The organism is Nonomuraea sp. ZG12, assembly GCF_052068115.1.
Classification (GTDB): Bacteria; Actinomycetota; Actinomycetes; order Streptosporangiales; family Streptosporangiaceae; genus Nonomuraea.
In genome coordinates this window covers 1-14788 of record NZ_JBQHCW010000009.1, presented here as the reverse complement: position 1 = coordinate 14788, position 14788 = coordinate 1, and the positions used below count along the sequence as shown (strand labels likewise).

At 71.4% G+C, this 14788-nt stretch carries 9 protein-coding genes and 1 pseudogene; 5 read left to right on the top strand and 5 right to left on the bottom strand.

The features are described 5' to 3' along the window. Positions 1-13: 13 nt before the first annotated feature. Both ACTMTF_RS24545 and ACTMTF_RS24540 read left to right on the top strand, forming a co-directional pair. Complete coding sequence (locus ACTMTF_RS24545; protein WP_441112789.1) at positions 14-1717, top strand: serine/threonine-protein kinase; 1704 nt, start codon at positions 14-16, stop codon at positions 1715-1717. An 11-nt stretch (positions 1718-1728) separates the two neighbouring features. Next, positions 1729-2925: a hypothetical protein gene (locus tag ACTMTF_RS24540; RefSeq protein WP_441112788.1), complete on the top strand. Its 1197-nt coding sequence runs from the start codon at positions 1729-1731 to the stop codon at positions 2923-2925. Here ACTMTF_RS24540 and ACTMTF_RS24535 read toward each other — a convergent pair. Next, complete coding sequence (locus tag ACTMTF_RS24535) at positions 2911-3831, bottom strand: ubiquitin-like domain-containing protein (RefSeq protein ID WP_441112787.1); 921 nt, start codon at positions 3829-3831, stop codon at positions 2911-2913. The genes ACTMTF_RS24540 and ACTMTF_RS24535 overlap by 15 nt on opposite strands. A gap of 79 nt (positions 3832-3910) precedes the next feature. Continuing rightward, positions 3911-4798 carry a TatD family hydrolase gene (locus ACTMTF_RS24530; protein WP_441112786.1) on the bottom strand — a complete coding sequence of 296 codons (888 nt, stop codon included), beginning with the start codon at positions 4796-4798 and terminating at the stop codon, positions 3911-3913. On the opposite strand from ACTMTF_RS24530, the gene ACTMTF_RS24525 reads away from it, so the two are divergent. Then, complete coding sequence (locus ACTMTF_RS24525; RefSeq protein WP_441112785.1) at positions 4785-7988, top strand: BTAD domain-containing putative transcriptional regulator; 3204 nt, start codon at positions 4785-4787, stop codon at positions 7986-7988. The two genes, ACTMTF_RS24530 and ACTMTF_RS24525, sit on opposite strands and share 14 nt — an antisense overlap. A 39-nt stretch (positions 7989-8027) precedes the next feature. Continuing rightward, on the top strand, positions 8028-9230 hold the full coding sequence (locus ACTMTF_RS24520; protein WP_441112784.1) for an FAD-dependent monooxygenase: 1203 nt from the start codon (positions 8028-8030) through the stop codon (positions 9228-9230). Here ACTMTF_RS24520 and metG read toward each other — a convergent pair. Then, a complete protein-coding gene (metG, locus tag ACTMTF_RS24515; protein ID WP_441112783.1) occupies positions 9199-10980 on the bottom strand; it encodes a methionine--tRNA ligase in 1782 nt (593 codons plus the stop codon). The genes ACTMTF_RS24520 and metG overlap by 32 nt on opposite strands. 45 nt (positions 10981-11025) lie before the next feature. Next, a complete protein-coding gene (locus ACTMTF_RS24510; RefSeq protein ID WP_441112782.1) occupies positions 11026-12255 on the bottom strand; it encodes a glycosyltransferase in 1230 nt (409 codons plus the stop codon). A gap of 99 nt (positions 12256-12354) precedes the next feature. On the opposite strand from ACTMTF_RS24510, the gene ACTMTF_RS24505 reads away from it, so the two are divergent. Beyond that, positions 12355-13941, top strand: coding sequence for a hypothetical protein (locus ACTMTF_RS24505; protein WP_441112781.1), 1587 nt, complete (start codon positions 12355-12357; stop codon positions 13939-13941). Here the strand turns inward: ACTMTF_RS24505 and ACTMTF_RS24500 are convergent. After that, a pseudogene (locus tag ACTMTF_RS24500) lies at positions 13835-14788 on the bottom strand (phospholipid carrier-dependent glycosyltransferase); the annotation flags it as partial. The gene ACTMTF_RS24505 and the pseudogene ACTMTF_RS24500 overlap by 107 nt on opposite strands.

Below are 14788 nucleotides of genomic sequence, written 5' to 3'. Positions count from 1 at the left end.
AGGGACGACCCTCATGGAGCCAACGGGCGCTGCCCCGCTACGCCCGACGGACTTACGCGAGATCGGCCCGTACCGGCTGCTCGGGCGGCTGGGCGAGGGCGGTATGGGCACTGTGTTCCTCGCTCGGGCGCCGACGGGGAGATTCGTCGCGGTCAAGGTGGTCAAGGCGGAGTTCGCGAATCAGGAGGGGTTCGCGGTCAGGTTTCACGCCGAGGTGGAGAACGCGCGCCGCGTGGCGTCATTCTGCACGGCGCAGGTGCTGGACAACGGCAACACCGGCGACGGCCGGCCGTACATGGTCACCGAGTACATCGCCGGCACGCCGCTGTCGGACCAGATCACGAAGTACGGCTCGCTGGATCCGGGGCCGCTGCACGGAGTGGCGCTGGGCGTGGCGGCCGCGCTGGCCGCGATCCACGTCGCCGAGCTGGTGCACCGCGATCTCAAGCCGGCCAACGTCATCCTGTCGCTGTCCGGGCCGCGCGTGATCGACTTCGGCATCGCCAGGGCACTCGACAGGGAGACGGGCTTCACGCTGTCGGGTGAGCTGCTCGGCAGTCCCGGCTGGTGGGCCCCCGAGCAGGTACGCGGCGAGATGGTCACCCCGGCGGCCGACATCTTCGCCTGGGGCTGCCTGATCGCCTACGCGGGCAACGGCCGGCACCCTTTCGGCCGTGGCGACCCCATCACGCTGGCCACCCGGGTGCTGCACACGCCGCCGGAGCTGGGCGCGCTGCCCGCGCCTCTCGACGAGCTGGTACGGCGCGCGACCGCGATGGAGCCGGGCGAGCGGCCCACGGCGCAGGAGTTGCTGCTGGCGCTGGTCGGCGGCGGCGTGAAGCCCGTGCCCGTGACGGATAATCCCCCGACCCTGGTGGCCGACGAGCTGCTCACCGACTGGGAGCCGCCACAGAACGTCGTCGACAAGCCGGACATCACGGCCACGTTCGCGACGCCGCCACCGCGTGACGCCACCCGGATCGAGCAGCAGAGCCCGGAGCAACCCGAGGAGCGACCCCAGAAGGAAGAGCAGCAGCAGGTGTCGGTGGCGGAGCTGGCCCGGCGGGAGGAGGCGGCGGCCCGCGAGGAGCTGGCGAGCTGGCAGGCGAGCGTCACCCCGCAGGAGTTACGGCCCACGCCCACGATCCCGCCGCCCGACGCGGGCTCGGACACGAGCACCGATCCCGCCTATCAGCGCCCGCGCGGCACCCGCTGGCTGATCGCGGCCGCGGCGGCGCTGCTGGCCATCACCGTGACGGGAGCGATCCTGATCGTGACGTCCAGCCGCAACGTCGGCGGCTCGGGCGTCACCGCGACCGCCTCCCAGGCCGCGGACGGCCGGCCGAACGACGTCGGCCGCCGGTTCGCGCTCGGCGCGGCCTTCGACGACCCGATGGTGATCGTGCCGGGCGCCCCCGAGTGCGGGCTCAAGCAGTTCCAGGACAAGACCCAGACCCAGGGCCAGCTCTGCGTCGTGCGCTGGAGCATGGTCAACCCGGGCGGCAAGCTCCGGGAGATCGGCGACCCCGTCGTCAGCCTGCTCGACGACCGGGGCGCCCGTCACGACCCGCTGGACGGCCCGCAGCCGGTCGCGGCGATCGCGCCGGGTGACCGGATCGACGGGGTCTTCGTGTTCGACGTGCCGCTCTACCGCCGGCCCGTGCAGCTGTCGGCGACCATGCTGAATGACGGCAAGCAGATCGAGGTCAAGCTGTGAAGGTACTGTCGGTGCTCTTACTCGTGGCCGCCGCCTGGCTCGCCCCGCAGGCCGCCGCCACTGCCACCGCCACCGCCAGCGGCGCGGCCTGCGCCGGGGCGAGCGACTTCGACGGCGATGGCGTGGACGACGTGGCCGTGGGCGACCCGTTCGCGGAGGGGCAGCGGGGTGCCGTGCATGTGCTGTCCGGCGGGAAGGTGGTCCCGGTGCCCGCGCCCGAGCTCTCGGAGGGCGACGGCTTCGGCTGGTCGGTGCGGCTGGCGAAGGTCAACGGCGACGTCTGCGCCGACCTGGTCGTGGGCGCGCCGTACACCGATGTGGACGGACGCGAGGACGCCGGGGCGGCGTACGTGATCTTCGGCGGCGCGGCGCCGCCGCCGACGCAGCGGATCGTCGCTCCCGATCCTCAGCGCGGCGCGCGCCTGGGCTGGTCGATGGCCGCTCGGGGGGACCTGGTGGCGATCAGCGCACCGTATGAGGATGACGGGCAGATCGCCGACGCGGGCGCGGTCTATGTGCGCCGGGGCAGCGGCGAGCTGATCAGGATCAGCCAGGGGTCCACGGACGTGCGGGGCAACAGCGAGGTGGGCGACCAGTTCGGCTGGTCGCTGGCCATCGGGCAGGGCAACGGCCTGGTCGTCGGCGTGCCGTACGAGAACGACGACGGCGCGGGTCAGCAGGTGGACTCCGGCAAGGTGGACTCGGGCTCGGTGGTGGTCGTGGCGGACGTGCTGGCGGAGGAGCTGGTGAGCGTCAAGCTGGACTCGCCTACGGACGCCTCCGACGACAGGTACGGCTACGCGGTGGCCTGGGTGGACGGCGTGGGCCCCGCGGTGGGCGCTCCGGGCCCCGGGTACGTCCAGCTCTACGACGACAAGCTGGCCCCGACCACGCGGGTGCGGCAACCGGGCCAGGAGGCGTTCGGCTTCTCGCTGGCGGCCTCGGCGGACGGCAGGCTGGCCATCGGCGCACCCTACGGCGGCAGCGTACGGATCATCACGGCCGCGGACGGCAAGGACTCCAGGCGGTTCGCCCCTGCCGACGGGCTGTTCGGCCATGCGCTGGCCTTCAGCGGCAACAAGCTGTTCGTGGGCCAGCCGGACGGGCTCCCGTACGGCAAGGTGTCGGTGGCGGCGCGCAACTCCGACGGGCTGGAGGCGGTGCAGCCGACGAAGGGGGTCGACTTCGGCGTGTCACTGGCCGGTTGACGAGCCGAACAGGTGCGCGCCGCAGTTGGGCCACTGCCCCTTCCACTTGCCGTCGACCCGCTGATAGAGGAGTTGCGCCCGGTACGTCTGCTCCTCCACGGGCCAGGCCTGGGGCATGCCGGTGCCGCCCACGAGCTGCCACATCGGCAGGCTGAACTGGTAGAGCCCGTAGTAGGGCCCGCTCGGGTTGTAGGCGACCGGGTCGCCGCCGGACTCGCACCGGGCCAGGGCCGCCCAGTTCAGCTGCATGACGGCCGGCTCGATCGGCTCGGTGCGCGGAGGCAGGACGGTGATGAGGGTGCCCTCGGCGGGGAAGGTGTCCGGCGCGGGGCGTACGAGATGGCCGGGTTCGAGGGGGATGCCGCTCTGCTTGAGCACCTGACGAACCGTGCGGCCGGTCGTGGTGGTCCGGCGCCGGGTGCCGTCGGCGAAGACGTACACGGTGCGTCTGGTGTAGACGGTGAGCGACATGCCCGACAGCGGTACGTGCCGGTGCCTGGGCGCGGACAGCTTGCCGGCCCGGGCGAGGTCGAGCTCGGCCAGCGCGTCGCGCACGGTGGTGGCGGTGACCAGCCGGTTGGTGGTGCGGCCGTCGACGGTCAGCCTGATGGGGCGGGCGTGGCGCACCTCGATGCGGGCGCCGTCGACGATCCTCGCCTGCGCGGCCGGCCGGACGAGATCGCGGTCGCCGACCGGCACGCCCTGGTCGCCGAGCAGCTCGCTCACGGACGCGGCGAAGCTGCGGACCGCCATCGGCTTGCCGTCGACCACCAGCAGCACGTCCTTGGCCAGGCTGCCGATGACCGCGATGGCGGTCACGGACAGCAGACCCGCCACGCAGATCACCGGCGTCCACGGCGAACGCCAGGGGATCTTGGGACGCGGCGCACGCCGTTTTCCTCGCACGGGCGACCTCCGGAATACATGAGGCGCCCGACGCTAGTGACGGCCGTCCGGCCGCCCGCGTCACTTCACCGAAAGATGGTCACCACTCGCCGAAGACGGTGACTCCGTTGGCGCTGATGGCCTCGCACAGCTCATCCGGTTGAACATTCTTGACCTCGGCCAGGCAGCGCAGGGTGAGCGGGATGAGGTAGGGCGCGTTGGGCTTGCCGCGGTGCGGCACCGGCGGCAGGTAGGGGGCGTCGGTCTCGACCAGCATCAGCTCCACGGGCGCGACGCGCGCGGCATCACGCAGATAACCGGCGTTCTTGTACGTCACCGGCCCGGAAAATGACATGAAATATCCGGCCTCGACACACTTTTTGGCCATTTCGGCGTCGCCGGAGAAGCTGTGGAACACCACCACCGGCGGCGCCCCCTCGGACGCGAGCACCTTCAGCACGTCGTCATGCGCGTCGCGGTCGTGGATGACCAGCGCCCTGCCGGTGCGCTTGGCGATCTCGATGTGCGCCCGGAAGCTCGCGTGCTGCTCGTCCCTGGTCGCCCAGTCGCGGAAGTAGTCGAGCCCGGTCTCCCCCACCGCCCGCACCTCGGGCCGCCCGGCCAGCGCCTCGATCTCGGCCAGCGCCTCCGGTGTGGCGGCGTGCGACTCGTTCGGATGAACGGCCACCCCCGCGTGCACGTCCTCGTGCCCGGCCGCCACGGCGGCGTTCCAGCGCGAGGACGGCAGGTCGTAGCCGATCGTCACCAGGCCCGTCACCCCCACGGCCCGCGCGTCGTCCAGGATGCTCCGCACACTTGCCGAGGCGGCCTGGGCGGCCTGCGCCACCGGATCGCCGGAGGACGCCTGCCGGTCGCCCACCATGATGTCGAGATGGCAGTGACTGTCGAACACCTGCGCGGACAGCGGCTCCGGCGCGGCGGGAATCGTACTCACGCGATCTAAAGTAGCGTCCATGCGCTTCGCCATCCTGGGCAGCACCCGCGCCTGGCGCGCGGACGGCTCCGAAGTGCCCCTCGGCGGCCAGGCCAGGCGAGCGCTCGTGGCGTGCCTGCTCCTCAGCCCCGGCGAGATCGTCGGCCGCGACCGGCTGATCGACATCCTGTACGGCGAGCAGCCGCCCAGCGACGCCCGTCATGCCCTGCAGTCTCAGGTGTCCAGGCTGCGCCGCGACGGCGTCCGGGTCGAACTGGCCGCTTCGGGCTACCGGCTGGCCGTGGAGCCCGACGACGTGGACGCGCACCGGTTCCTGCGGCTGGCCGAGGCCGGTCGGCAGGCGCTCGCCGGCGGCGACCCGGCCGGAGCCGCCGCGCTGCTGCGCGAGTCGCTGTCGCTGTGGCATGGCCGGGCGGTCGCCGACCTCGGCCCCGCGCACGCCGTGCCTTTCGAGGAGCGGCGCCTGGCCGCGATCGAGGACCGGATCGAGGCCGACCTGCGTCGGGGCGCGCACCGCGCGGCCATCCCCGAGCTGAGGGAGCTGATCGAGCACCACCCGCTGCGCGAACGGCCGCGCGGCCAGCTCATGCGGGCGCTGCACGCCGACGGCAGGCAGGCCGAGGCGCTGGTGGTGTTCGAACGGACCAGGCGGCTGCTGGCCGAGGAGCTCGGCGCCGACCCCGCACCCGAGCTGGCGGAGCTGCACCGCGACCTGCTCCGCGGTGACACCCCGGGCCCCGGCCTGCCCGCCAGGCTGACCAGCTTCGTGGGCCGGGACGCGGACGTGGCGGGCGTACGCGGGCTGCTCGGCTCGGCGCGACTGGTGACGCTGCTGGGGCCGGGTGGCGCGGGCAAGACCAGGCTGGCGGTGGAGGCCGCCCGGTCGCATCCGGACGCCTGCCTGGCCGAGCTGTCCGCGCTCCCGGACGGCGCCGGCATCCCTCGGATCGTGCTCGCCGCGCTCGGCGTACGCGAGAGCGGCCTCCTGAGCGGCCCGGCGGTCGCGGGCACAGGCACGGTCGCGGGCACAGGCACAGGCACCGGCACCGGCGCGGGCACGGTCGCGGGCACGGGCACGGCGGGCGCGGTTCCGCCCGGCGGCGAGCCCGCCACGATGGCGCGATTGATCGCCGCCGTGGGAGAGCGCCCGCTGCTGCTCGTCCTGGACAACTGCGAACATCTCGTGACCGATGCGGCGGTGCTGGCCGAGCGGCTGCTCACCGCCTGCCCCGGGATGCGGATCCTGGCGACGAGCCGGGAGCCTCTGGGCGTCACGGCCGAACACCTGTGGCCCGTACGTCCGCTCGCCCCCGAGGACGCCGTACGGCTCTTCAGCGAGCGGGCGGCGGCGGTCCGGCCGGGGTTCACCCCGGACGAGGCCGTCGAACGGATCTGCGGCGCGCTCGACGGGTTGCCGCTGGCGATCGAACTGGCCGCCGCCCGGACGCGCACCCACGAGGCGGCGCAGATCGCCGAACGCCTCGCCGGCCAAGACCGCTTCCGGTTGCTGGCGCGTGGCAGCCGCACGGCCGACGCCCGCCACCAGACGCTGCGCGCCGTGGTGGCCTGGAGCTGGGACCTGCTGACGGAGGCCGAGCAGGAGATGGCCGAGCGCCTGACGGTCTTCTCCGGCGGAGCGACCGCCGCGGCCGTGGCCCAGGTGTGCGCGCGGTCGCCGCACGATGCCGAGGATGTGCTCGACTCGCTCGCCGACAAGTCATTCGTCGAGGCGGCCGGTGGCCGCTACCGGATGCTCGACACCATCCGCGCATTCTGCGCCGAACGGCTCGGCGCCGAGGCTCCCGCCGTCCGGCGTGCCCACGCGGAGCTTTTCCTGGCCCTGGCCGAGGAGGCCGACCCGCACCTGCGCCGGTCCGAGCAGCTCGACTGGCTGGAGAAGCTGACGGCCGAGCATGACAATCTGCAGGCCGCACTGCGCTGGTCCGCCGAATCCGGCGCCGTCGAGCTCGGCATGCGACTGCTCGCGGCCCAGTCGTCCTACCTGTGGATGCGCGGCATGCGTGGCATCGGCGCCGCCCCCGCGCTCGCCCTGCTGGAGGCGGCCGGTCCCGAGCCCGACCCGGCGCTCGGCGACGACTACGTGCTCTGCCTGCTGGCTGCGGCGGCCGGCGGCACCGGCGAGGCTCTCTCGTGGGAGCGCTACCTTTCCGCCGCACGGGCGATGGTCGTGAGCGGATCGGGTTCGCGGCGGCGGCCGCTGATCACGTTCCTGTGGCCGATGATCACGGCCGGGTCGAGCGACGCCCGAGCCGCTCTGACGGTGATCGGGCGAGCGGCCGGCAGCCCGGACCCGTGGGAGCGGGCGGTCTCCGGCCTGATCTGGGCCTACCCGCAGATGGCCGCCGGTGACTTCGCCGCCGCCGAGGAGGGGCTGGTGGCGGCGCTGGACGGGTTCCGGGGGCTGGGCGACCGTTGGGGGGCGGCGAACGTCTTCGACGCGCTCGCCTGGCTCGCGGGCATCCGGGGCGACGAGAGGACCGCGCTGGCCCACACCGAGGAGGCGCTGGCGCTCGCCGAGCAGCTCGGCGCGACCGAGGCACTGGCCGATCTGCTCTGCAACCGGGGCGATCAGCGCATCGACCACGATCTGGCCAGGGCCAGAGCCGACTACGAGCGCGCGGCGGAGCTGGCCCGGCGGGCGGGCCTGCCGACGTACGTGGCCTCGGCGCTGCGCGGGCTCGGTGACGCGGCGTTCAGGGAGGGCGACCTGACGGGGGCGCGCGGGCTGTACGAGCAGGCGTTGCGGCTGACGGACCCGCACTGGCTGAAGAGCGTGGGCAGCAGGACCCGGCTGCTGGTGGGGATGGGCGGGCTGGCCGAGGCCGACGGCGACGTCGACGCCGCCCGGACGGCCTACGTGCATGCGGTGGAGGTGGCGGTCGCCATAGGCGCGCTACCGGACTGCGCCGGCGCGATCGAGGCCCTGGCCGCCCTGGAGCTCCGCGCCGCCGGTCACGCCGCCGCGCAGCGGGCTGCCCGCCTGCTCGGGGCGGCGGCCGCCATGCGCGGCGTGGACGTGCCCGAGAACACGCGGACGGGTGCGGCGGCGCGGGAAGTGCTCGGGGAGCAGGGGTTCGCGCGGGCCCGGGAGGAGGGGGCGCAGCTGGAGTACGAGGAGGTCTGCCGGCTGGTCGGCGTCTCCGCCGCGGTCGTCGACGCCTCACCGCGGCGCTCGATGGAGATGCTCACCGGTGAGCGGTAGGTGAGGTCACGGTGAGCGGGGCCGAGCACGCTCTCGGGCATGGACATCCTGATTTCCGGCGCGAGCGTCGCCGGCCCGGCCCTGGCCCACTGGCTGCGTCAGTCCGGCCACACCATCACGATCGTCGAGCGGGCGCCCGAGCTGCGTGACGGAGGCTACGCCGTCGACTTCCGCGGCGAGGCGCACCTGACCGTGCTGCGCAGGATGGGCGTCCTGGCCGACGTCGAGCGCGAGCAGACCCACATGGGCGCCCTGTGGAGCGTCAACGAGGCGGGCAAGAAGCTGACGGCCATGCCCGAGGACCTGTTCGCCGGGGATGTGGAGATCCTGCGCGGCGATCTGGCCCGCATCCTGTACGAGGCCACCGGTGACGGCGTCACCTACGTCTTCGGCGACTGCATCACCTCGCTCACCGAGGAGGGCGACAAGGTGGAGGTCACCTTCGAACAGGCCCCGACGCGCCACTTCGACCTGGTGATCGGCGCCGACGGGGTGCACTCCAACGTGCGCGCGCTGGCCTTCGGCCCGGAGGAGGACTACAACCACCATCTGGGCCTGTACTGCGCCGTCTTCACCACGGCCAACCACCTCGGGCTCGACCACAGCGGCCTGACGTACAGCACGCCCGGCAAGATGGTCAGCTCCTACAGCGCCAGGGACAACGCCGAGGCCAGGGCCGTGTTCTGGTTCGCCTCGCCGCCGCTGGACTACGACCGGCGCGACGTCGCCCAGCAGCGGCGACTGCTGAGCGAGGCGTTCGCGGGCGTCGGCTGGGAGGCGCCGCGGCTGCTCGGCGAGATGGGGCGGGCACCGGACTTCTACTTCGACTCCATCAGCCAGATCCGCATGGACCGCTGGTCACGCGGGCGGGTGGCGCTGCTCGGCGACGCCGCCTGGTGCCCGTCGCCGCTGTCGGGCATGGGCACCGGGCTGGCGATCGTCGGAGCGTACGTGCTGGCTGGCGAGCTCGCGGCCGCCGGCGGCGACCATCGGGCGGCGTTCGCCCGCTACGAGCGGGTGATGCGCGACTACGCCGACGGCTGCCAGAAGATGGGGCAGGGGGCGAGCAAGTGGATGGTGCCGGAGAGCCGGTTCATGGCCTGGGTCATGGACAAGAACTACAAGGTCCTGCCGTACCTGCCGTGGAAGAAGATGATGGCCAGGTCGGTGCGGAAGACGGCCGAGGCCGTCTCCCTCACCGACTACGACTTCACTCGCCCAGGCGGGAGAGCTCCTCGTTGACGACCTTGGGGTCGAGCTTCTTGAACAGCGGCACGGGCGGCGCGAGCGGGGTGCCCGGCTTGATCGGCTGGTGCTCCCAGCGGGCCGCCCCGTCGTAGTCGCCGGTGATCACCGGGTACGGCTCGCCACCGTCCTCGTCCACGTCACGCATCTCCGGCATGCCGGACCAGACGCCCTGGCCGCCGAGCATGGCGTAGACCTTGTTGGAGGAGCCCGGCAGGAACGGCGTCAGCATGGTCTTGGCGTCGTCCACCACCTGGAGGGCGACGTGCAGGATGGACTTCTGCCGGGCCGTGTCGTCCTTGAGCTTCCACGGCTCCTGCTCGGCCAGATACTTGTTGGCCTCGCGGACCACGTCGAGCGCCTCGGTGATGGCGTTCTTGAACCGGGAGCGGCGCAGCTCCGCGCCGACGGGGCCGAAGGCGTTGCGCGAGCGCTCCAGCAGCGCCCGGTCGGCGTCGGAGAGCTCGCCCGCCTCGGGGATCGAGCCGAAGTTCTTGGCCGCCATGGAGACCGACCGGTTGACCAGGTTGCCCCAGGCGGCGACGAGCTCGCCGTTGTTGCGGTTGACGAACTCCTGCCAGGTGAAGTCGGTGTCCTGGTTTTCAGGGCCGGCCACGGCGATGTAGTAGCGCAGCGCGTCGGCGTCGTAGCGGGCCAGGAAGTCGCGCACGTAGATGACGACCTGGCGGGAGGAGGAGAACTTCTTGCCCTCCATCGTCAGGAACTCGCTGGAGACCACCTCGGACGGCAGGTCGAGCGCGCCCAGGGAGCCGGGTGAGCCGCCCCTGGCGCCCACGCCGTTGTAGCCGGACAGCATCGCCGGCCAGATCTCGGCGTGGAAGACGATGTTGTCCTTGCCCATGAAGTAGTAGCCGCGGGCGTCGGGATTCTGCCACCACTGACGCCAGGCCTCGGGGTCGCCGGAGCGCCTGGCCCACTCGATGGAGGCCGACAGGTAGCCCACCACGGCGTCGAACCACACGTACAGCCGCTTGTTGGGCTGGTCGCGCCAGCCGTCGAGCGGGATCGGCACGCCCCAGTCGAGGTCGCGGCTGATCGCCCGCGGCTGCAGGTCGCCCAGCAGGTTGAGGGCGAACTTGAGCACGTTGGGCCGCCACTCGCCCTGCTTGGACTGCAGGTAGGAGCCCAGCACCTCGGCGAAGGCGGGCAGATCGAGCATGAAGTGCTCGGTCTCCGCGAAGATCGGCGTCTCGCCGTTGACCCGGCTCACCGGGTTGATCAGCTGGATCGGGTCGAGCTGGTTGCCGCAGTTGTCGCACTGGTCGCCGCGCGCCCCGTCGTAGCCGCAGATGGGGCAGGTGCCCTCGATGTAGCGGTCGGGCAGGGTCCGCCCGTTGGACGGGGAGATGGCGCCCATGGTGATCTTGGGGAAGATATAGCCGTTGTCGTAGAGACCCTTGAAGATCTCCTGCGCGATCGCGTAGTGGTTCTTGGTGGTGGTGCGGGTGAACAGGTCGTAGGACAGCCCCAGCCCGGTGAGATCTTCGGCGATCACCCGGTTGTAGCGGTCGGCCAGCTCCTTGGCTGTGACGCCTTCGTTGTCGGCCTGCACCTGGATGGGTGTGCCGTGCTCGTCGGTGCCGGAGACCATCAGCACCTTGTTACCCGCCATCCGCTGGTAGCGGCTGAAGATGTCAGAGGGCACGCCGAACCCGGAGACGTGCCCGATGTGGCGGGGGCCGTTGGCGTAGGGCCACGCGACGGCGGTCAGAATGTGCTGGGACATGAGTCCAAGCCTACGGGCCGCCGCCCCACGTCTCGAACGGAACCGCTAGCGCGAGCCCGCCGAGGTTTCCTCGCGGGAGATGGCCTCGGCCGCCTCCTCCGCCGCCTTGGCCGCCACGTCGATGGAGGACTCGCGGGTGCGCCGGATGCCCAGGATGCTGATGAACAGCGACGCGAAGATCGTCTGGAAGCTCATGATGAGCGCCGTGGCCGACGGCACGACCAGGCGCAGCGACTCGCGCGGGTCCAGCGCGCCGAAGCTGCGGACCTGCCAGTGCACGAGCGACATCACCAGGCCGACCAGGCCGGCCAGCGCCAGCAGGCCGCCCACCACCAGGCCCTTCTCCAGCGAGACGATGTCGATGAGCTTGCGCACCCGTGGCGACTCGGGCAGAAAGCCCTCCTCGGCCGCGTACACCTTCGTGAACAGCGCGAACAGTGCGGCCTGGAAGCCGATCACCACCGCGGCCGACGCGCCGACCAGCGTGTCGACGTCGAAGGCCAGCTCGCCGATCTCGACCGGGCCGAAGGTCAGGGCGGTGCCCGCGACCAGGCCCACCACCATCAGCAGGACACCCGGGATGAAGAAGAGCCACTTGGGGCTGTAGAGAAGCAGGAAGCGCAGGTGACGCCAGCCGTCACGCCAGGAGCGCAGGTGCGGCGGGCGGGAGCGGCCGTCGGGCGAGAGCGTGGTCGGCACCTCGCGCACGTCCAGGCCGGACAGCGTGGAACGGACCACCATCTCGCTCGCGAACTCCATGCCGCCCGTCTGGAGCTGCAAGTTGAGGATCGAGTCGCGGCGGAACCCGCGCAGTCCGCAGTGGAAGTCGCCGATGGCCGACGGGAAGAACAGCCGGCCGACGAACGACAGCACCGGGTTTCCGAGATAGCGGTGGAGCGGGGGCATGGCGCCGGGCGCGATGCCGCCCTTGAACCGATTGCCCATCACCAGGTCGGCTCCATCACGGAGCTGCTCCACAAAAGGCATCAACGAGGTGAAATCGTAGGAGTCGTCGGCGTCGCCCATGATGACGTAGGTGCCGCGAGCGGCCCGGATGCCACCCATCAGAGCATTGCCGTAGCCCTTTTCGTCGACGTGGACCACGCGGGCCCCCGCCTCACGGGCGAGCTGCTGCGAGCCGTCCGTGCTGCCGTTGTCGGCGATCAGGACTTCGCCCTCGATACCGTGCTCCGCCATGCACGCCAGTGCCTTGCGCACACAGACTTCCACGGTCTCCGCCTCGTTGAGGCAGGGCATGACCACCGTCAGTTCCACGTCTCAACCCTTCATTTAAGGCTCTTCCAGCACACCATCATGCCCTGTGCCCAGGAATGGTCGGGGCAAGTCCAGGAAACGACTGGCATTCTTTACAGCATGGTGAGCGTCGCGGAGATTACCCCTGTGGACTACTCCGCCCCTGGTCGGATAGCTCGTGCACGGTCTTTCCTGCGCCGGCATCGGGTGTTCGCCGCAGCCTTCGCCCTGGGCGGACTGCTGCGGATCGTCACCATGCTCGGCTACGGCCCGGCGATGTGGTTCAACGACTCCTACGAGTACATCTCGGTGGCGTTGCACCCCAGGCCACACCCGATCCGGCCCGACGGTTACGGGTTCTGGCTGCTGCTGCTCAAGCCGTTCCACAGTCTCACTCTGGTCACATTGACGCAGCATCTGATGGGGCTGGCCACGGCGGTGCTGATCTACGCTCTGCTGCGCCGCAAGTTCGCGCTGCCGAAGTGGGGCGCCACGCTGGCCGCCGCGCCGGTGCTGTTCGACGCCTACCAGATCCAGCTCGAACAGCTGATCATGTCCGACGCCATGTTCACGCTGCTGGTCGTGGGCGTGATCACGCTGGTGCTGTGGCACCGGCGGATGTCGTGGAAGGTCGGCGCGGTCGTCGGCCTGCTGCTGGCGCTCACCTGGCTCACCCGCTCGATCGGCCTGCCGATTCTCGCGCTCGTGGTGGTCTACCTGCTCATCAAGCGGACCGGGTGGAAGCCGGTGGTGGCCGTGGTGACCGCGTGCGCGATCCCGGTGGTGGCGTACATGAGCTGGTTCGCGGCGAGCTTCGGCAAGTTCGCGATGACCAACAGCGACGGGCTCATCCTCTACATGCGCACGGCCATCTTCGCCGACTGCGACAAGATGGACATCGACAAGTACAAAGAGGTCGAGCTCGTCCTGCTGTGCATCAACGACCCGGTGCACCAGCGCAAGGACTATGCCCAGTGGTACCTGTGGGGCCAGGGCAGCGGCGACGGCCAGGGCACCGGCGAGGTGCTGCACCGGTGGGGCAGCGGCAAGAAGTTCACCGACATCACCAACGACGCGGCCAGCGCGTTCGCCATCCGCGCGATCGTGTCGCAGCCCGGCGACTATCTGCAGGTCGTGGCCCGCGACTTCCTGCGCGCCTTCCACTGGGGCCGGCCGCGCTTCCCCGACGCCGCGACGTACAACATGTACGAGTTCAAGCCGTACTACGAGCTGGACAGCACCGGCAATCCCAAGCGGCTGCCCAACTGGCCCTCCTACCAGGGCCGGACCGACACCGACGCGTTCGCCTACGAGGCCGGCCCGCCGGAGACCAGGATCGTCTCGCCGTGGGCGGACATCATGTCCGGCTACCAGAAGGTGTTCTACCTGCGCGGCATCATGCTGGGCGGCATCATGCTGGTCGGCCTGTACGGGATCGTGGTGCGCTGGCGCTCGTTCGGCGGCCCGGTGCTGCTGCCGTGGCTGGGCGCGTTCGGGCTGCTGCTCGCGCCGGCCGCGACGGCGGAGTTCGACTACCGCTACGTGCTGCCGGCCGTGCCGCTGGCCTGCATCGCGGCCGCGATCACGCTGCGCAGGGGCGTCACTTCGGTGCGGGCGCTACCCACGAGTCCATCAGCATCCGTGCCCACCAGTCCGGGTGCGGGATCGTCTCGGCCGACAGAACCGGATACAACCACCAGAAGTTGATCAGTACGATCAGCGCGAACGCCCCCACGGCGGCGGCCCCGGCCGCCCGCCTGGCCGGCTCGGCGTCGGCCTTGCCCAGCGCCAGACCGGCGACCAGGGTGAGGGCCAGCACCATGAACGGCACCAGAGGGATCATGTAGAACAGGTACATCGTCCGGTTCTGCGCGGTCGCGTAGTAGACCCAGGGCAGCCAGCCCGCGGCGTAGGTGAGCAGCACGGCCCCTGCCCGCCAGTCCCGGCGGGCGACGTACCAGACGACGAGGCCCAGCAGAGCCAGGAGGGCGCCGTACCAGAGCGCCGGGGTGCCGACCCCCAGCACGGCCTGTGAGCAGCTGTCGGCCCCGCACGCCGACGGCGGGAGCCCGGCCGGGTAGTGGAACGACACCGGCCGGAACAGGACCGGCCACGTCCACGGGTCGGACATGTTCTGGTGGTAGTCGTCCAGTCCGCTGTGGAAGCCCAGCACCTCGAAGTGGTACTTCAGCCACGACCGCACCGAGTCGACCACGAAGAAGGCCGGCCCCGAGGAGGTGGCCTGGTCCCAGTTGCGCCCCCAGCCGTTGGCGGTGACGAACCAGCCGGTCCAGGTCAGCACGTAGGCGATGGCGGGCACGGCGGCGACCGCGGCCAGCCAGGAGGGCACGTCCCGCGCGAACGTCGCCTTGTACGGCTCGCGCAGGCCGATGGCACGGCGGGCGCCCATGTCCCACATCAGGCTCATGACCGCGAAGGCGATCAGGAAGAAGATCCCCGACCATTTCACCGCACAGGCCGCGCCGAGGCAGATCCCGGCGGCGATCCGCCAGGGCCGCACCCCCAGCGGGGGCCCCTGCGGCGACAGCGGCGA

Excerpts from the sequence above, each read along its gene's own strand:
- ACTMTF_RS24530 (WP_441112786.1), bottom strand. The coding sequence starts at position 4,798 with ATGGCGAAGCGCATGGACGCTACTTTAGATCGCGTGAGTACGATTCCC.
- ACTMTF_RS24525 (WP_441112785.1), top strand. The coding sequence starts at position 4,785 with ATGCGCTTCGCCATCCTGGGCAGCACCCGCGCCTGGCGCGCGGACGGC.
- ACTMTF_RS24545 (WP_441112789.1), top strand. The coding sequence starts at position 14 with ATGGAGCCAACGGGCGCTGCCCCGCTACGCCCGACGGACTTACGCGAG.
- metG (WP_441112783.1), bottom strand. The coding sequence starts at position 10,980 with ATGTCCCAGCACATTCTGACCGCCGTCGCGTGGCCCTACGCCAACGGC.
- ACTMTF_RS24505 (WP_441112781.1), top strand. The coding sequence starts at position 12,355 with ATGGTGAGCGTCGCGGAGATTACCCCTGTGGACTACTCCGCCCCTGGT.
- ACTMTF_RS24520 (WP_441112784.1), top strand. The coding sequence starts at position 8,028 with ATGGACATCCTGATTTCCGGCGCGAGCGTCGCCGGCCCGGCCCTGGCC.